This is a genomic window from Tessaracoccus sp. O5.2, assembly GCF_964266725.1.
Lineage (GTDB): Bacteria > Actinomycetota > Actinomycetes > Propionibacteriales > Propionibacteriaceae > Arachnia > Arachnia lapidicapta.
In genome coordinates, this window is sequence record NZ_CAXWGV010000034.1 from 162,442 (window position 1) to 179,320 (window position 16,879).

Annotated in this window: 21 protein-coding genes and 1 pseudogene; 13 read left to right on the forward strand and 9 right to left on the reverse strand. The window is 71.4% G+C overall.

The features are described from left to right. The first annotated feature begins 7 nt into the window (after positions 1-7). A complete protein-coding gene (locus tag ACFQPD_RS10900) occupies positions 8-1,180 on the forward strand; it encodes a M20 family metallopeptidase (protein WP_385900663.1) in 1,173 nt (390 codons plus the stop codon). 28 nt (positions 1,181-1,208) lie between these two features. Then, positions 1,209-2,195: a hypothetical protein gene (locus ACFQPD_RS10905; RefSeq protein ID WP_068749762.1), complete on the forward strand. Its 987-nt coding sequence runs from the start codon at positions 1,209-1,211 to the stop codon at positions 2,193-2,195. A 4-nt stretch (positions 2,196-2,199) separates the two neighbouring features. Here ACFQPD_RS10905 and ACFQPD_RS10910 read toward each other — a convergent pair whose 3' ends face one another. Continuing rightward, positions 2,200-2,793: a class I SAM-dependent methyltransferase gene (locus ACFQPD_RS10910; protein WP_385900664.1), complete on the reverse strand. Its 594-nt coding sequence runs from the start codon at positions 2,791-2,793 to the stop codon at positions 2,200-2,202. 64 nt (positions 2,794-2,857) lie between these two features. Here ACFQPD_RS10910 and ACFQPD_RS10915 point away from each other — a divergent pair, with 64 nt between their 5' ends. The 9 genes and pseudogenes from ACFQPD_RS10915 (at position 2,858) to ACFQPD_RS10955 (ending at position 8,903) form a co-directional block, all read left to right on the forward strand. Beyond that, the gene (locus ACFQPD_RS10915) at positions 2,858-3,433 is read left to right on the forward strand and encodes a hypothetical protein (RefSeq protein ID WP_385900666.1); all 576 of its coding nucleotides are present in this window, start codon (positions 2,858-2,860) and stop codon (positions 3,431-3,433) included. A 19-nt stretch (positions 3,434-3,452) separates the two neighbouring features. Further along, positions 3,453-4,007, forward strand: coding sequence for a type II toxin-antitoxin system PemK/MazF family toxin (locus ACFQPD_RS10920; RefSeq protein ID WP_385900668.1), 555 nt, complete (start codon positions 3,453-3,455; stop codon positions 4,005-4,007). Positions 4,008-4,112: 105 nt separating this feature from the next. Then, positions 4,113-5,132 (forward strand): methionine ABC transporter ATP-binding protein, encoded by a 1,020-nt coding sequence (locus tag ACFQPD_RS10925; RefSeq protein WP_385900669.1) that lies wholly within the window; start codon positions 4,113-4,115, stop codon positions 5,130-5,132. Between the two features lie 74 nt (positions 5,133-5,206). Continuing rightward, entirely contained in the window at positions 5,207-5,809 is a 603-nt protein-coding gene (locus ACFQPD_RS10930) for a methionine ABC transporter permease (protein WP_385900698.1), read from the forward strand. A gap of 91 nt (positions 5,810-5,900) precedes the next feature. Next, complete coding sequence (locus ACFQPD_RS10935; protein WP_385900670.1) at positions 5,901-6,746, forward strand: MetQ/NlpA family ABC transporter substrate-binding protein; 846 nt, start codon at positions 5,901-5,903, stop codon at positions 6,744-6,746. Between the two features lie 190 nt (positions 6,747-6,936). Continuing rightward, positions 6,937-7,599, forward strand: a complete 663-nt coding sequence (locus ACFQPD_RS10940) for an HAD family hydrolase (protein WP_385900671.1) — start codon at positions 6,937-6,939, stop codon at positions 7,597-7,599. An 11-nt stretch (positions 7,600-7,610) separates the two neighbouring features. Further along, the gene (locus ACFQPD_RS10945; protein WP_385900673.1) at positions 7,611-8,174 is read left to right on the forward strand and encodes a dihydrofolate reductase family protein; all 564 of its coding nucleotides are present in this window, start codon (positions 7,611-7,613) and stop codon (positions 8,172-8,174) included. A gap of 31 nt (positions 8,175-8,205) precedes the next feature. Then, positions 8,206-8,496, forward strand: a pseudogene (locus tag ACFQPD_RS10950) (sugar phosphate nucleotidyltransferase); the annotation flags it as partial. Positions 8,497-8,534: 38 nt separating this feature from the next. Next, a complete protein-coding gene (locus tag ACFQPD_RS10955) occupies positions 8,535-8,903 on the forward strand; it encodes a hypothetical protein (RefSeq protein ID WP_385900699.1) in 369 nt (122 codons plus the stop codon). Here ACFQPD_RS10955 and ACFQPD_RS10960 read toward each other — a convergent pair. Continuing rightward, positions 8,900-9,829, reverse strand: coding sequence for a GNAT family N-acetyltransferase (locus ACFQPD_RS10960; RefSeq protein ID WP_385900675.1), 930 nt, complete (start codon positions 9,827-9,829; stop codon positions 8,900-8,902). The genes ACFQPD_RS10955 and ACFQPD_RS10960 overlap by 4 nt on opposite strands. Positions 9,830-9,946: 117 nt before the next feature. On the opposite strand from ACFQPD_RS10960, the gene ACFQPD_RS10965 reads away from it, so the two are divergent. Then, a complete protein-coding gene (locus ACFQPD_RS10965; RefSeq protein WP_385900677.1) occupies positions 9,947-10,885 on the forward strand; it encodes a DUF368 domain-containing protein in 939 nt (312 codons plus the stop codon). A gap of 1,332 nt (positions 10,886-12,217) precedes the next feature. Here ACFQPD_RS10965 and ACFQPD_RS10970 read toward each other — a convergent pair. The 7 genes from ACFQPD_RS10970 to ACFQPD_RS11000 all read right to left on the reverse strand — a co-directional run bounded on the left by ACFQPD_RS10970 (position 12,218) and on the right by ACFQPD_RS11000 (position 16,561). Further along, complete coding sequence (locus tag ACFQPD_RS10970; protein WP_385900679.1) at positions 12,218-13,387, reverse strand: AAA family ATPase; 1,170 nt, start codon at positions 13,385-13,387, stop codon at positions 12,218-12,220. Then, positions 13,384-13,731, reverse strand: coding sequence for a hypothetical protein (locus ACFQPD_RS10975; protein WP_385900680.1), 348 nt, complete (start codon positions 13,729-13,731; stop codon positions 13,384-13,386). Before ACFQPD_RS10975 ends, ACFQPD_RS10970 begins: the two co-directional genes overlap by 4 nt. Next, positions 13,728-14,024 carry a hypothetical protein gene (locus ACFQPD_RS10980; RefSeq protein ID WP_385900681.1) on the reverse strand — a complete coding sequence of 99 codons (297 nt, stop codon included), beginning with the start codon at positions 14,022-14,024 and terminating at the stop codon, positions 13,728-13,730. The genes ACFQPD_RS10975 and ACFQPD_RS10980 overlap by 4 nt, the downstream gene beginning before the upstream one ends. Continuing rightward, complete coding sequence (locus ACFQPD_RS10985) at positions 14,021-14,230, reverse strand: helix-turn-helix domain-containing protein (protein ID WP_385900683.1); 210 nt, start codon at positions 14,228-14,230, stop codon at positions 14,021-14,023. Before ACFQPD_RS10985 ends, ACFQPD_RS10980 begins: the two co-directional genes overlap by 4 nt. 194 nt (positions 14,231-14,424) lie before the next feature. Continuing rightward, positions 14,425-15,039, reverse strand: coding sequence for a hypothetical protein (locus ACFQPD_RS10990; protein WP_385900684.1), 615 nt, complete (start codon positions 15,037-15,039; stop codon positions 14,425-14,427). Then, complete coding sequence (locus ACFQPD_RS10995) at positions 15,036-16,175, reverse strand: tyrosine-type recombinase/integrase (protein ID WP_385900686.1); 1,140 nt, start codon at positions 16,173-16,175, stop codon at positions 15,036-15,038. Before ACFQPD_RS10995 ends, ACFQPD_RS10990 begins: the two co-directional genes overlap by 4 nt. Continuing rightward, on the reverse strand, positions 16,172-16,561 hold the full coding sequence (locus ACFQPD_RS11000; RefSeq protein ID WP_385900688.1) for a hypothetical protein: 390 nt from the start codon (positions 16,559-16,561) through the stop codon (positions 16,172-16,174). Before ACFQPD_RS11000 ends, ACFQPD_RS10995 begins: the two co-directional genes overlap by 4 nt. A gap of 137 nt (positions 16,562-16,698) precedes the next feature. On the opposite strand from ACFQPD_RS11000, the gene ACFQPD_RS11005 reads away from it, so the two are divergent. Next, the coding region (locus tag ACFQPD_RS11005) for a transposase (RefSeq protein ID WP_385900690.1) at positions 16,699-16,879 on the forward strand (181 nt) is incomplete at its 3' end.

The window sequence follows — 16,879 nt, forward strand, 5'->3', positions numbered from 1 at the left end:
TGGGTGCATGACCCCGGACCTCATCGCTCTGCGCCACGCCCTCCACCGGATCCCGGAGGTGGGGCTCCAGCTTCCGAAGACCCAGGCCATGATCCTCGAGGCTCTGGACGGCCTGCCGCTGGAGATCACCCTCGGCGAGACGGTCACGAGCGTGGTCGCGGTGCTGCGCGGCGAGGTCGCGACGCAGGGCAAGCGGCCGGTCGTGCTGCTGCGCGCGGACATGGACGCGCTCCCCGTCGAGGAGCGCACCGGCCTCGAGTACGCCGCCGACACCGGCACGATGCACGCCTGCGGACACGACCTGCACATGGCGATGCTGGTCGGGGCCGCACACGAGCTCTGCGCCCGGCGCGACCGGCTGGCCGGCGACGTCGTCTTCATGTTCCAGCCCGGCGAGGAGGGGGTCGACGGCGCGCGGTACATGCTCGAGGAGGGCCTCCTCGACGTCGCCGGGTCCCGCCCCGACTGGGTCTACGCCATCCATGTGTGGGCGGCCCTGGACCCCCACGGCACGTTCTCCACCAAGCCCGGCACGGTCATGGCCAGCTCCGACGTCGCCAAGGTCCGCGTCGTCGGCCGCGGCGGGCACGGCTCCACGCCCCACGCCGCCGCCGACCCCGTCCCGGCGCTGGCCGAGATCACCACCGCCCTCAACACCATGGTGACCCGGCGGTTCGACGTCCAGAACCCCGTCGTCGTCACCGTCGGGCTGCTGCAGGCGGGCACCATCGCCAACGTCATCCCCGAAGACGGCCGGCTCGAGGCGACGCTGCGCACCTTCGACACCGACGTCCGCGCCAAGCTGCTCGCGACCATCCCGGAGGTGGTCTCAGGCATCGCCGCCGCACACGGCGTCACCGGCGAGACCGAGATCGTCGAGCAGTATCCCGTCACGGTCAACAACCCGGCGGAGGCGGACGCGGTCGCGGCGGCGGTGACCGACCTCTTCGGCGCCGACCGGCACCTGCGCTGGGAGAAGCCACTGGCGGGCGCGGAGGACTTCTCGCGGCTGCTGCTGGAGGCGCCGGGCTGCTTCATCGGACTGTCGGCGTGTCCTCCGGAGCTCGATCCGGCGACCGCCCCGTTCAACCATTCGGCCTACGCCCGCTTCGACGACGGCGTGCTGGCCGACGGCGCCCGGCTGTTCACCGAGCTGACGCTGCGCAAGATCGGCGCCTGACCCCGGCCGCGCGGGCATGATGGACGCCATGCGCCCCATGCTCGCCACGCCGTCGCGGACCCCGGGGGTCCCGCCGTCGGGGCCCGGCTGGGTGCACGAGGTCAAGTGGGACGGCATTCGCGCCCTCGCCGAGACCCGGGCCGACGGCATCCGGCTCCTCAACCGGACCGAGGGCGACATCACGGTGGCCTACCCGGAGGTCGCCGCCGGGGCGGCGGGGCTGCCCGACGGGCTCGTGGTGGACGGTGAGGTGGTGGCCCTGGGACCCGACGGCACGCCGTCGTTCCACGCGATCATGCCGCGCATGCACGTGCGCGACGCGGCGCGGGCCGCCCGCTGGGCCGCCGAGCGTCCCGTCACGTTCGTCGTGTTCGACGTGCTGCGCGTCGGCGGGCAGGACGTGACCGCCCGGCCGTGGACCGAACGCCGGGCGCTGTTGGAGCGGCTCGACCTCGACCGGCCGGCGTGGCGCCGCTCCGAGACCTTCGACGACGGCGACGCCCTCGCCCGCTTCACCCGCGAAGCCGGCCTGGAGGGCGTGATGAGCAAGCGGCGTGACTCGCCCTACCTGCCCGGCCACCGCAGCGAGGCCTGGGTGAAGACCCCCCACCGCTCGGAGCTGGTCGCCGTCATCGGCGGCTGGCTGCCCGAGTCGGGGAACCTGCACGCGCTCGGCGCGCTGTGGGTGGGCCAGCCGGCCGACGAGGCGACGTTCGACTCGCGGCCGGTGCTCTACCCGATGGGGCGGGTCGGTTCCGGCCTGGGCAGGGGCGAGCGGGACACGCTCCTGGCCGTCCTGCGCGACACGGAGCGGCCGACGCCCCCGTTCGATCCCGCGCCCACGGACCCGATGGCGCGCCGGGCGCGGTGGGTGGAGCCCATGCTGTGCGTGCAGGTGCGCTACCTGGAGGTCACACCCGACGGGGCGCTGCGGCAGCCGGTGCTGCGGGCGCTGCGGCCGGATGTGTCGCCGGTCGACGCGGCCGCGGCGGCCCTGCTGCCGACGGCTCCCTGACCGGTCACCCGGCGTCGCGGCGGGCGAGCAGCACGAGGTCGTCGAGGTGGTGGGCACCGGCGCCGACGGCGACCGAGCGTGGCCGTCGCTCGTGCACCTCGATCGTCCACCCCTCCCCCAGGCGAGCCGCCAGGTCGTCCGGCATGAGCAGCGTGGCCGGGTTCACGTTGCCGTGCTTCGGCTCGAAGTCAGCGTGGTGGACCAGCAGCAGCCGGCCGCCGTCGGCGACCAGCGCGAGCATCGCGTCGACGGCCGGTGAGTCCTTCAGCAGGGGCACGTAGAACGCCGACACCAGCTGGTAGTCGTCGTGCGGCAGCGGCCGCGCCCCGATCTCGCCGGCCACCCACTCGACGATGAGGCCGGTGCCCTCGGCGGCGCGCTGACCGCGTTCCAGCGCCACCAGCGACGGGTCGAGCGCCGTGACCTCCCAGCCGTGGGACGCCAGCCACAGCGCATCGGCGCCCTCGCCGCAGCCGACGTCGAGCGCTCGGCCGCGTCGCAGTCTCGTCGCCTCGGCCACCAGCGCCTGGTTGGGTTCCCCGCTCCAGAGGCGGTCGGCGTCGCGGTAGACCTTGTCCCAGTCGTGCTCGCGCGTCATGGCTCAGTATCCCGCCCGGCCGCTGGACCGGGCAACAGTCTGGGAGCGGGCTACGCTGGGGGCGATGTCCGAGCAGCCAGAGATCGCGACGCTCCCCCCGATCGAGGAGCTGCGCGACGACGTGCCCCTGAGCCCCAGGACCGGGGAGCCGCGCCGCCCGGCGGCGGTGGTCGCCTCGACGCTGCTGCAGTACCTGGCCGCGGCGGCGTTGGCCGTGGCGTATGGGCTGCACTGGTGGGCGGCCGCGCACCCTGACACGTACCCGACGTCGGCGCGCCTCGTCGAGTGGGTGTCGCCGAAACCGGGCACCTGGCAGTCGCTCACGGCCGAGGGGGCACTCGCCGCCGCACTCGTACTGGCCGCGGGGGCGTGCGGGGTGGTCGGGTTCCACGCCTGGAACGGCTGGCGGTGGACACGCTGGGGCGGGGGCGTCGCGGTCGTCCTGGCCGGCGCTTTCGCCGTCGTGCTGACGGACTGGGCCTTCATCGGCGCGGGGCTGAGCCTCGCGGGCGGCGCACTGCTCCTGCTGCGGCCGGTCGGCGTCTACGTCCGGCGCTGGGAGCAGGTGCGCGGCGTCTCCCCCACCCCTTACCGGCGGCCCGACCACATCGTGTACGGACGGCTGCCCCGGTTCCGCTGACTCGCGTAGGCTCGCCGACATGGCTCGCAATCCCCTGTTCGACGGCGCCCTCAGAGTCGTGCGCGAGGTCGCGCTGCGTGCCCTGGACCGCGCCAGCCGGCCGACGTCCCCGACGAAGCGCCGCCGGACCACGCCGCGACCGGCCCCGCGGCCCACTTCAGCCACGCCGGCCGACTACCCGGGCGACTTCCGCGGCTCACCGGCGATCACCTACCATCCCCTCGCGGACGGGCGGCCGGACCCCGGCGAGGTCGTCTGGACGTGGGTGCCCTACGAGGACGATCCCGCGCAGGGCAAGGACCGGCCGGTGCTCCTCATCGGGCGCGACGGGCCGTGGCTGCTCGGCCTGCAGGTGACGTCGCAGGACCACGACGTCGACGAGGCCCAGGAGGCGGCGGCAGGCCGCTACTGGATAGACATCGGCACCGGAGGCTGGGACCACCGCGGCCGCGCCAGCGAGGTGCGAGTCAACCGCATCGTGCGCATCGACCCGGACGCGGTGCGCCGCGTCGGCGCGGTACTGGACCGCGAGACGTTCGACGCCGTCGCGCGCGAGGTCCGCCGCCACTACTGAGCATGCCTGCCGGCGTTTCGCCGGCGGTGAACAGCGCCCCACCCGATTCGGGGCGCGGGGCCCTCCCCTGATTGAATAGTGCACCAGCAGGAACGAGAGGGCCCCATGATCACCGTCACCGACCTCACGAAGGTCTACCGACAGGGCAGGCGCGAGGTGCGCGCCCTGGACGGCGTGACGCTCACCGTTCCCGCGGGATCCATCCACGGCATCATCGGCCACTCCGGCGCGGGCAAGTCAACGCTCGTGCGGTGCCTCACCCTCCTGGACCACCCGACGTCGGGCAGGGTCGAGATCAACGGCGTGGACCTCACCGCCGCCCGTGCCGACGCACTGCGCACCGCGCGCCGCCGGATCGGCCTGGTCTTCCAGCAGGCGAACCTGTTCGACTCCCGCACCATCGCGGACAACGTCGGCTACCCCCTGGAGCTCGTCGGCATGAAGAAGGCCGAGCGCGACGCGAAGGTCGCCGAGCTGCTGCGGGTCGTCGGTCTGCCGGACTCCGGTCCCGCCTACCCGGCGCAGCTGTCGGGTGGCATGCGGCAGCGGGTGGGGATCGCCCGGGCGCTCGCCACCGAGCCCGACGTGCTGCTGTTCGACGAGCCCACGTCGGCACTCGACCCGAAGACCACCGACGAGATTCTGAACCTCATCCTCAGCCTCAAGGGCCGCGACGGCCTGGCGGTGCTGGTCATCACGCACGAGATGCACGTCGTGAAGAAGATCTGCGACTCGGTCTCCCTCCTCGACGGTGGCCGCATCGTCGAGTCCGGCCCTCTGGTCGAGGTCGTCAACAGCCTCGACAGCCGCCTCGCCGAGGCGCTGCTCGGCATACCGCCGCACGCCCCGCTGGATGCGGTGGGCGGTACGCTCATCGACGTCCTGTCCTCGGGCGAGCGGGCTGCCATGCCGGTGGTCGCCCACACCTCGCACGAGGTGGGCGCCGAACTCAACATCGTGGCGGGCAGCGTCGAGCATCTCGCCGGCACCACGTTCTCCCACCTGCGGATCTCGGTCCCGCCGGGCACCGACCCCCAGCGCGTCATCGACGTGCTGCGCAGCCAGGGCGCCGACGCGAAGCTCACCACCGTCACCCCCGCCGCCGTCGAAGGGCTGGTCCCGTGATCCTCCTCGACACCTGGTTCAACAACCCGGCACTGCAGAAGGCCGTCCTCCCCGCCATCTGGGAGACGCTGCTCATGGTCGGCATCTCCAGCCTCGCGACCGTCGCCATCGGGCTGCCACTCGGCGTGGTGCTCTACGTCACGCAGAAGGGCGCGCTGGGCGAGAACCGCTGGCTGAACGTCCTCCTGTCGAGCATCGTGGTCAACATCACCCGCTCCATCCCCTACGCCATCCTCATGCTGGCGCTCATCCCCGTCACCCGCTGGATCGTCGGCACGGCTCTGGGCCCCATCGCCGCGTCGGTGTCGCTGGCCATCGCCGCCATCCCCTTCTTCGCCCGGCTCGTGGAGACCGCGCTGCGCGAGGTCCATCCGGGCAAGCTGGACGCCGCCCACGCCATGGGGTCGACGAAGATGCAGTCCATCACCAAGGTCCTGATCCCTGAGGCCATGCCGGGGCTCGTGGCCGGCGTCACGACGACCGTGGTCACGATCATCGGCTACTCGGCGATGGCCGGCCTCGTCGGCGGCGGCGGTCTCGGCCGGCTCGCGTACAACTACGGCTTCCAGCGCTACCAGCCTGACGTCATGGTCATCACGGTGATCCTCATCGTCATCATGGTGCAGGGCGTCCAATGGCTCGGCGACACCGTCTCCCGGCGCGTCGACCACCGATAGTCCCCCCACGTCTCGTGGGTCGCCCGCGTCAGCGGGCACAGCAGAAATCGGCCAACTTGTTGTTGGCCCCGAGCAGTAAGGAATCCTCCTGATGCGAGTTCTCACCGCCGTCGCTGCCTCGTTGGCAGCCACCCTCGCTCTCTCCGCGTGCGGCTCCGCAGAGCCTGCCGACAGCAGCGCACCCGCCGGTTCCGCCTCCGCGGGCGAGGTCACCAGCCTCGTCGTCGGCGCCAGCCCGGTCCCCCACGCCAAGATCCTGGAGTTCGTCCGCGACAACCTGGCCGAGGAGGCCGGGCTCGAGATCGAGATCCGCGAGTTCGACGACTACGTGCTGCCCAACGAGGCCCTCGCCTCAGAGGAGCTCGACGCGAACTACTTCCAGCACCAGCCCTACCTCGAGAGCCAGATCGAGGAGAAGGGCTACGAGTTCACCGCCGGCGAGGGCGTGCACATCGAGCCGCTCAAGGTGTTCTCGGACAAGCACGACTCGATCGACGCCATTCCCGACGGCGCGACCATCGTCATCACCAACGACGTGTCGAACCAGTACCGCGGCCTCAAGCTGCTGGAGAAGGCCGGCCTCCTGACCGACGTGCCGGACGGCGCGACCGTTTTGACGCTCACGGACGCCGAGAACCCGAAGGGTCTCAAGTTCGAGGAGACGCAGCCAGAGGTGGTCGTGCAGCAGCTGTCCGACCCCGCCGTCGACGCGGCCGTCATCAACGCCAACTTCATCCTCACCGCCGGGCTCGACCCGAGCGAGGCCATCGCGTCCGAGGAGGTCGAGGGCAACCCCTACGCCAACATGCTCGTGTGGCGCACCGGTGACGACAACCCGGGCATCCAGAAGCTCGAGGAACTCCTGCACTCGCAGGAGGTCGCCGACTTCATCGCCGAGACCTGGCCGTCGGGTGACGTGATCCCGGGCAACGCCTGATCCGTCGCTGACGAGGGCCGTCGCGGGCAACCGCGGCGGCCCCTTGTCGTGCCCCGGGGCATTCCCGCCGCCGGGACAGGGCGGCCACGGCCGGCCTGGCCGAACGCGGCATCGGGGTGTGCCGCAACCAGGGCGTCCAGACGCCCCAGCGACCCACCGCCCTCGTGTGCTGACGCCGTAGGCTGGGCGCGTGAGCACCCCCCGCGCAGTCCTGTTCGACCTCGACGGCACCTTGGCCGACACCGTGCCGCTCATCGCGCAGCACATCAGCGACACGCTGGTCGCCCACGGCATCGCCTGCGAGCCGAGGGACGTGTACCCGCTGATCGGCCGCCCCATCGAGGACGCGATGCACGAGTTGCACGAGTTCTCCGGCGACGGCCAGTCCCGGATGCGGGCGATCATCGCGGAGTACCGCGCGGCGCTGCATGAGGCGGTGAACGCCGCGGGTCCGGACCTCGTCCTGCCCGGGGTGCGGGCGATGCTCCGCGACCTCCGCGACGCCGGCTTCGCCATCGGAGTGGTGACGGCCAAGGGTGGCCCGCAGGCCGAGCACCTGCTGACCATCACGGAGCTGCGCGAGTTCATCGACGTCCTCATCACCACCGACGACGTGACCCGCGGCAAGCCCGATCCGGAGTCGGCCCTCCTGGGGCTGGACCGGCTCGGTGCGACCGCCGGCGACACCTGGTACGTCGGCGATGCCGTCTCGGACGTCGCCATGGCCCTGGCCGCGGGCATGCGGGCCCTGGGCATCACCACGGGCGCGGCGACCGAGGAGGAGCTGCGGGAGGCGGGGGCCGAGGTCGTCGTCGGCCACGCGTCCGACGTGGTGGGCCTGGTCCGCGGGTAGTCTCGGCGGGTATGGGACGCATCGTCTTCGACACCGCCACCAGCCTGAACGGCTACATCGCCGACGAGCACAACTCCCTCGCCTGGCTCTTCGCCGTCGACGGGGGCGAGCACCCGGACGAGGGCCTGTTCCCCTCCGGGATCACCGTCATGGTAGAGGGGTCCACCACGTACGAGTGGGTGCTGGCCGAGTCAGACATCCTGGCCCACCCCGAGAAGTGGAGCGAGTTCCACGGCGACCGCCCCACCTTCGTCTTCACGAGCCGCGACCTCCCCGTCCCCGCCGGCGCGGACGTCCGATTCGTCTCCGGGCCCGTGGTCGACGCGCTGCCGGCCATCCGGGAGGCGGCCGGCGACGGCGACATCTGGGTCGTCGGCGGCGGTGACCTGGCCGGGCAGTTCCTCGACGCGGGGGCGCTCGACGAGATAGCGCTGTCCGTGGCGCCGGTGGCGCTCACGGGGGGCGCGCCGCTGCTTCCGCGGCGGGTGGAGTCGGACCGGCTGCGCCTGGTGTCGGCCGCCGCCGTCGGCCAGTTCGCCCGGCTCGTCTACCGGGTCGAGAAGCAGGAGGCCTGAGATGTCGCGGCCAAGGGTGCTCGCGCTCGTCATGGCGGGCGGCGAGGGCGGCCGCATGGAGGTCCTCACCGACCGGCGGGCCAAGCCCGCCCTGCCGTTCGCGGGCGTCTACCGGCTGATCGACCTCCCGACCCGCGATCACATCCGCGAGCTCGACCCCGACGTCGTGCTCGTCCTCAGCGCCGACCACGTGTACCGGCTCGACTTCTCCGAGGTGGTGGCCGCGCACCTGGACCGCGAGGCCGACCTCACGATCGTCTCCACCCGGGTCCCCATCGGCCAGGCCCCGCACCACGGGGTCGTCGTCGATGACGACGGCCGGGTGACCGATTTCGGGACCACCAGCGCCTCCCGGCGCGCGTGCGCCGCGGCGCGGTCATCGAGAACTCGCTGGTGTCCCCCGGCTGCGTCATCGACGGCACCGTCCGCGACTCGGTGCTGGGTCCAGGCGTCACCGTCGCCGCGGGCGCGGTCGTGGAGCACGCCGTCGTCCTGGCCGACGTCGAGATCCGGGAGGAGGCCCAGGTCCGCTTCGCCGTCGTCGACGAGGGCGCCGTCGTCGGCAAGGGCGCTGAGGTCGGTGAGGACCTGGCAGGAGTCGGTGAGGACCTGGCAGGAGAGGTGTCGACCGAGGGTCTCGTGCTGGTGGGCATGGGAGCCCACGTGCGGGGGCGCCGTAAGCTGCGGCGCGGCGACCGGGTCGGGCCGGCCGGGGGCGGCCGGGACTAGCCCCGAGTCGCCTCGAAGCCGCCGCTGGTGAGCATCGGGACGAAGCCCAGCGCCTCGTTGACCGCGAGCATGTAGCGGTTCTCGGCCGCATTCCACGTCACGATGCCCGCGGCCGACGGAGCGAGGCGGCGGACTTGGATCAGGTTGGCCGCCTTGACGAGCATCCCGAGCCGGCGCCCGCGGTGGCCGGGCAGCACGATGGTGTCCATCTGGTCGACGAACGCGGCGGGGTTCGCCCGCGACAGCGCCAGATCGCTGAGCGCAACGACCTCCCCCGTCGGCCGATGCAGCACCACGGCGTGGAACAGGCGGTTGCCGAGCAGCAGGACGCGTTCGCGTTCCCGCACCTCGTAGTCCTCGCCGGCGACGGCGCCGGCCTCGGCCAACGCGGTGTCGGGGTCGATGCCGGGGGCGGCGAAGTCGTAGCGGCTGACGCGCTCCACCATGCCGAGCGAGAGCCCGTGCCGCAGCGCGAGCCGGACTCCTGGGTGCCGCTCATCGATGGCGCCGTGGCCCGACGGCGGGCGCAGGGCCGCGCCGTCGGTCACGGGGGTCTCCACCCAGGCCCGGACCCGGCGGACATCCTCGGGGAGCTCCGCGCGGAGTCGCGCCACCAACGCCTCGGCGACACCTCGCCCGCGGAACCCGGGGTGCACGAACACGGCCACGGTGGCGCTGTCGGGGGCGTCGACGAGGTCGGTCTCGGCTACCAGGTAGCCGGCTGGGACGTCGTCGACGTGGGCGACGTAGCGCAGCCGGCGGGTGTCGGCGTCGGCCCGCTGGGTGGTGAACAGCTCGACCGGGTCGACGTCCCAGTGCGGTCCGCCGATCAGCTCGTGTTCGTTGGCGTTGACGAGGCCGCAGAACTCGAGCCAGCGCGGCTCCTCGGGCGAGTCCGGCGGGCTCAGGGGCGTGATGGTGAGCACCGGGCGAGCCTAACGGGCGCCGGTGCCAGGCGGACAGTCCCGGGCCCGCGGCATATCGGCCCGGCCGGTGCGGTGGCGTAGTGTGGAGGGGCTGACGCCTTCGAGAAATGAGAGCCCATGGCCGCACCCGCCCTGCATGATTCGGTCATCGACCGCCCCGAGAGCCTCCGCTCGTGGATCGGGCGGCTGTTGAAGGGCGTCGCGGTGGGGGTCGGGGCGATCCTGCCCGGGCTCTCCGGCGGTGTCCTGGCGGTCATCTTCGGCCTGTACGACCCGATGATCCGGTTCCTTGCCGACATGCGGAAGCGGTTCTGGCGCAACGTCGCCTTCTTCATCCCCATCGCGCTCGGCATGGCGATCGGCATCTTCGCGTTCTCCGTCCTGGTCAAGGCGGCGTTCGACTCCTACGCGGCCCAGTTCACGTGCCTGTTCATCGGCTTCGTCATCGGCACGTTCCCCTCGCTCTACCGTCAGGCGGGCCGTCATGGGCGCACCTCGCGGCACCTCGTCATCCTCGGCGTGGCCGCGGCGGCCATCTTCCTCCTCATGCTCGCCGGAGGGCAGATGCTGGTGCAGGTGACACCGAGCATCCCGGTCTGGTTCGGGTCCGGCGCCCTCATCGGCCTCGGCGTCATCGTGCCGGGCATGTCGCCGTCGAACTTCCTCATCTACTTCGGCCTCTACGACAAGATGGCCGGCGGCATCAAGGACGGCGACCTCGGGGTCATCATCCCGCTCGCCGTGGGCGTCGTGGTGTGCGTCCTGCTGCTCGCCAGAGGCGCGGCATGGCTGTTCGACCGCTACTACGCCGCCATGTACCACCTGATCCTCGGCATGGTCGTCGGGTCGTCGCTGGCGATCTTCCCCACCGTCGTGTTCCCGGCCTTCACCGACGCCGGCCTGACCGCCAGCGGGCTGACGCTGCCGGTCGCGGTGCTGTTCGCCGTCGCGATGCTGGTGGTGGGCGCGATCGCCTCCTACCTGTTCAGCAAGGTGGAGGACAACGTGAGCGACAAGCGCCACGAGATCGAGGAGTCCGCGAACACCCCCCTCTGACGACGGCGCCGAAGGCGACGCTGAGAGGCGGGAATGAACGAACCCCGGCCGGTGTGGCCGGGGCGCGCGTGGAGCGGGCGACGGGAATCGAACCCGCGTATCAAGCTTGGGAACGGGCCAGGACCCCTGCCACCAACTAGGCATTTCGCCTAACCAGAGGCCATTTCGGGGGCTCTTGCGTAACGTCATGATACACGGAAATACAGCGAGATAGCCCACGAAAGCCCACGAAAGCCCACGTTTCCGATGCCCCCGGAGTCAGGCAGAGTCGCCTCGGTTGCTCCGGCGGACCACGAGAGCCGTGGCCCCTCGAGGGCGACCACGAGAGTCCCGGCCGGCGAACGAGAGCACCAGGGGCGGACGAGAGCGCGGCCGGGGCGCTCGCGTCGGACGTGGTGGGGATCCCGACCACCTCGGCGGGCGACCACGAGAGCCGGGCCCCGCGAGGGCGACCACGAGAGTCCCGGCCGGCGGACGAGGGTGAGCCGGCGGACGAGAGCACCAGGGCAGCCAGCCGGCGGACGAGAGCGCGGCCGGGGCGCTCGCGTCGGACGTGGTCGGGATCGCACCACCTCGGCGGGCGACCACGAGAGCCGGGCCCCGCGAGGGCGACCACGAGAGTCCCGGCCGGCGGGTGAGCCGGCGGACCACGAGAGCCGTGGCCCCGCGAGGGCGACCACGAGAGTCCCGGCCGGCGGACGAGAGCACCAGGGCAGCCAGCCGGCGGACGAGAGCGCGGCCGGGGCGCTCGCGTCGGACGTGGTCGGGATCCCGACCACCTCGGCGGGCGACCACGAGAGCCGGGCCCCGCGAGGGCGACCACGAGAGTCCCGGCCGGCGGACGAGAGCACCAGGGCAGCCAGCCGGCGGACGAGGGTGAGCCGGGCGGACCACGAGAGCCGTGGCCCCGCGAGGGCGACCACGAGAGTCCCGGCCGGCGGACGAGGGTGAGCCGGCGGACCGGAGAGCACCAGGGCTGCCCGCGGTGAGGGGTCCACAGTGACTGCCGTTTTTCTAGAGACCGCGTGTGAAAATGGCGACTGGCGCGGGGTTGTCTGGGGACCGGCTCAGAAAAAACGGGGGCGGTTTCCCGGGGCTGGTGCGGTCTGGGTACATCCTCGGAGATCGCGACCCCGACCACGTCCGGGACCGCGTCCGACTCCGTCCGTAGACGTGGTGAGAGTGACCCCGACCACGTCCACGTCTATAAGGACGTGGACGGGGTCGGAGTCACTCAGGGGTGTTGTTGAGGGTTGACCCCGTCCGCTCTTTCGAGTGCCGTTCCCGACCACGTTCCAGCGCTGCTGAGCGAGTGAGAGCGGCGGGCGGTGATCATGGTTCGGGCAGGGCTGGAGGTTCGGGGCGGTAGTTGTCGCTCTTGGGGTCCTCTCGCTCTCGGTAGGGCTTGACCATGCGGTGAAGCTTGGAGTTGCGGGGTCCGTCCTCTATCGCGGCGAATCCCTCGGAGACCAGGCAAGCTGCCGCGGTCCGGATGTGTGCGGTATTCCCAAACACGCGCTTCTCGATCTGGGTGAGGCTGAGAGGCGTCGGGGCGTCTTCCAGTTCCTTGGATACTTTCTGCATCAGAGCGGTTGGGCGGAACTCGTGTGCTTCCTCGTCGGGCCCCTCACGTGGTGGCTCGACCTCGTAGCGCGGTGGGTCCACCGTGGCATCCAGGGTGATTACCGCGGCTTGCTGGGTGCGGTCGTTGTGCCGGAAGGGCCCGCACCGCTGGCGCAGGTAGCCCGGCCGATCCTTGCCGATCCTCAGCGACAGCACACCGCGTAGGCCACGGCCCAGCGGTTGGGTGACTTCCACGCTGTAGGCGGGACCGCTGAGCGCTGCGAGCTTGGCCTGCCCACCTATGGCGAACCGGCCGCGGGTCTGGGAGTCCTTGGTTACGTGGTCGATCAGGACGACTGCGGCCCCCGTGCTGTCTGCGATGCGGCGGGGCATGACTCTATGCCAGGTGGTGATGTCGTCGTTCTCTTTGGTGGCCCATCCGAACATGGTCAGCGCTTCTGTCACTCCGTCGATGACTGCCAGGGCGTAGGGGTGGGCTAGCAGTTGGTCCCAGTCTCGGAGGGCGTCGGAGCGCTGGAGGTTCGTCTCTGGGTGGACGTAGTGCAGGTGGCTGCGGATGGCGTCGGGCTCGGCCCCGAACATCCTCAGTCGGTCGATGACGCTCCCGGGGTCAGACTCAAAGTCGAGATAGAGCACGTCATGCCCAGCGCTCAGGAGTCGTGCGGTCTCGGCTTGGATGATGAGTGACTTCCCGGATTCAGACTCTCCGTGGACGGAGTGGGTCAGGCCGGGGTAGAGCAGGCAGAGCCCATCGGCCCGGGGCCATAGCGTGGGTGTGGGTGGAACGTAGGTGCCACTGAGCACGGGCTCCAGGTCGACGGGGGCCCAGCTCGACGGTGGGGCGGTGTGCTCGGGTTCCTCGTTCGCGGGTTCCTCGGGCGGCTCAGGGGTCCAGTAGTCCCATTCGTTCGACGTCATGCGCCGGGGCCCCCGTTCCAGAGCTGTGCCCAGCTCTCGGCCACGAGGTGGCGAGGGCCCTTGACGTGGAGTTGCACAGGACGCGGCCTGACGCTCTTCCACAGGTCGAGCAGGATGGGTCGGACGGGACAGACGAGGTTCGCCGGAGGGTCTCGGAAGGGCAGCACGGTCACCGGGCCCAGGAGCAGTTCAACTCTGACGGGCGCGTTGTCGGGTACGCCGGTGAACGTGGCATCGAACAGTTTGCGGCAGGCCTCGGGGATGGGGCGGCCGGTGTCGTCGACCTCGTCGCGGGTGAGTCGGATTTGCGCTACGCAGAGCGCGGGGGATGGTGTCGCGGTCATGATGCGCGCTCCGGGCTGTGGACCAGGTTCGTCGGGAGGGTGACGGTCACGCGTTGGGGTGTGGGGTCCACTAGTCCCAGGTCGATGAGTTCGCGCAGGGCTCTGCCCCATTCTCGGCGGCTGAGCGTGGGTACGTAGGCGCGGCGCAGGTGGCGGCTGCTGGGGAATGCCAGGGGCTGCCCGTGGGGTGCGGCGAGTGCGTAGAGGGCGTAGGCGGTCAGGACCTCAGAGGCTGCCGCGGTGATGGCGGGGCCAGGCCAGGGCGGTGCGTTGCGGACAGTGAGGGTGCTCATCGGCGGCGCTCCGGTCCGGCCGCTGGGACGGTGGCGGAGTCGAGGTAGGCGACGAGGTCGGCGCGGCGGACGTAGAGGCGCGTACCGATCTTGACCAGGGGCACGGCTCGGGTGTCGAACAGGTGGCGGATGGTGCGCTCTTTGAGGCCGGTCTCTGCTGCGGCGTCGGCCACGGTGAGCAGTTCGGGGATGGGGCGTAGGGACATTGCGGGTTACTCGCTTTCGAGTGCGGCGAATAACCCGCGTGCCTTCCCTCGTCTGGCGAGGGTCGGACTACCCGGGTTGCACGGCCCCCGGTGGGGGCTCGGCTACTCCCGCTCAGCGTGTGGCTGTATGCGGGCGTTGCCTACGTTACCGGGCGGTGTGTCATTTTCACGGGGGCTTACAGTCCACAGGCGGATCAGGTGCTGTGGCGGCGCTGTCTCCAGCGTGCCGCAGCGGCGCGGCTGGAGGGGATGACGTAGACCAACTGTTCCCAATCGTCGTACTCCCGGGCAGTTGCTGGCGCAGGAAGACCCCCGGCGAGGGCTGCGAGGTGCTCGACGTCTCGGGGGTCAGGCTGTTCCAGCGTGGCTAGTAGGCGCTTGGCTCGGGACTCCATGGCGGTCACGGTGGCGGTCTCGTCCAGGGCAGCCAGTAGCGCCAGGAATGGGCGGAGCTTGGCGCGTCCGTGGTGGTACGTGGAGCGGCGTCGGTGGGTGGCCCCGGATATCCCGGCGCGGAAACAGTCGAGGCAGGCCCACGTCAGGGCCCCGCGGTCCGGGGTGAGGGTGAGGGAGTCCAGTGCGGTGTGCTCGTGCATCTCGCTGCGGAGATGGTCGACCTCGTCGGGGTCGATGTAGTCGGGAGCTTCGGCGAGGTCCGCGAGGGTCTCCGCTTCGGCGCGCCGGGTGCTCTTCCAGATGTGCCCGCGGTGGGTGACGGGCTCCAGGGTGAGTGCCGATCCAACCAGGGCGAGGGTCCCCACGCGATGCCCGGCGGGGCAGGTCAGGTGCAGTGCTGTGCTGGTGGTCATGATGCTGCTCTCATCTCGGGGGCGTCGTCCACGAGGGCGCGTAGGGCGGCGTCGTTGCTGCGGACGTACTGGCGGGTGGTGGTGGGGCTGGCGTGGCCCAGGACCTGTTGCAGGGCGAACACGTCGCGGGTGCGGCCGTAGGCGTTGGTGGCGAACCGGTGGCGCAGCTGGTGCATGGTGACCCCGGGGGGCAGTAGCTGGCTGACGAGGTGACCGACCCATCGGGGGCGCAGGTGGTCGGCGCGCTGGCTCGGGAACAGGTAGCCCGGCGGGCGGCCGCGGAGTTCGCGGGCGAGGTCGGCGGGGACGGGCACGCGACGCAGCTTGCTGCCCTTGCCCCGCACCCACAGCCACGGCCCCAGTTCATCGGTGTGCAGGTCTGAGGTATGGACGGCGGCGACCTCGGCGCGCCGGAGGCCCAACTCTGCGGAGAGGCGCAGCATCAGCCGCTGACGCGGGTCGGCGCCGTGCAGTGCGGCGGTGTAGGCATCTTCCCCCGCGGGCCGGGGCACTGGCGGGCTGACCCGCACGACGGGCAGCGCTAGAGCCGGGTTTGCGGTGGTGTGGCCCAGGTCCACGGCCCAGGTGTAGAAGCTGCGCACGGCAGAGCGGACGGACCGTGAGGTTGCGGGGCTCCAGCGGTGACCGGCGAGCCAGTCCACCAGGTCATCGGGGGTGACCTCCCAGGGGCCGGCCCCGATCTCGCGGCCCAGGCGGCGCAGTTGCTGGAGTCGGGTGGTGATGGTGGTTCGGGGTTTGCCTGAGGCGCGCAAGTAGCGCACCCATCCGGTGAGGGCGTGCTCCCACGCGGGCGGTGCCAGTCTGCGCAGGTGGTCGTGTGGTCGGGGGCCCTCGGTGGGATCGGCCAGGACCCGGCCGGTTGCCACGGCCCAGCGGTAGAACGTGCGCAGGCTGGTGCGGTAGGCGTAGAGCCCAGCCGGGGTGACATGCTGCGACTCCAGCCAGGCGGTGATGTGGTGGGGGCCCACGTCCCAGGGGGCGAGGTCCACCGATCCGGCGAAGCGGCGCAGGTGCTTGGCAACGCGCTCGATGGTGGCCGGGGAGTAGTCGCGGCGCGTCATGTAGGCGGCGAGTTGTTCTAGGGCGTCGGCCCACAGGGCGCGGGAGTCTCTCACGGCCGGGCCCCCGTCCGGGTCTGGTCGCCGTCGCCTTGGGCGGTGATCTGGTCGGCCAGGTCGGCCGCGGCCAGGAGGGTGCCTGCCCACTGGCGCAGTTGGTCGGGGGTGCCGTGCAATAGCGCGCCGGGATGGGTGGCCCCCGGTTCGATGACGCTGACGAAGCAGGGCCCCTCGGGGTCCTCCGGGTCGATGGTCTCGGCGATGCCGTAGGAGACCACGAACCGCTCCCCCACGGCCAGGGCGCGGCGGTGTAGGACGTAGTCGCTGAATGCCGGGTCCGCGCAGGCGTCCGGGGTCAGGAACGCCGGGTGTCCCCCATCGCACCAGGACGGGCAGGTGGCGGCGTAGAGGGTCGCGGGGATGGCGGCGGGTTCGTGGGTCATGCGCTCTTTGCTTCCGGGAGGTGGTGGGGGGGGACCAGGGACAGGCGGGGCCCCAGCGGCTGCGGGGCTGTAGCTGAGGGCGGCTGGCTAGGGCGTGTCTCCCAAAGATCTGGGTCGATGGGCGGGATTGTTGACTCATGTCTCGTTTTGCTGTGCTCGATGACGCTTCGTGGGCCCGGATCGAGCCGTTAATGCCGTCCTCGGACGGCCGCCGGGGGCGGCCCTTCCGTGACCACCGCGAGGTGATCGAAGGGATCATCTACCGTCTGCGGACCGGGATCGCCTGGCGGGACCTCCCCGCGTCCTTCGGCCCCTGGC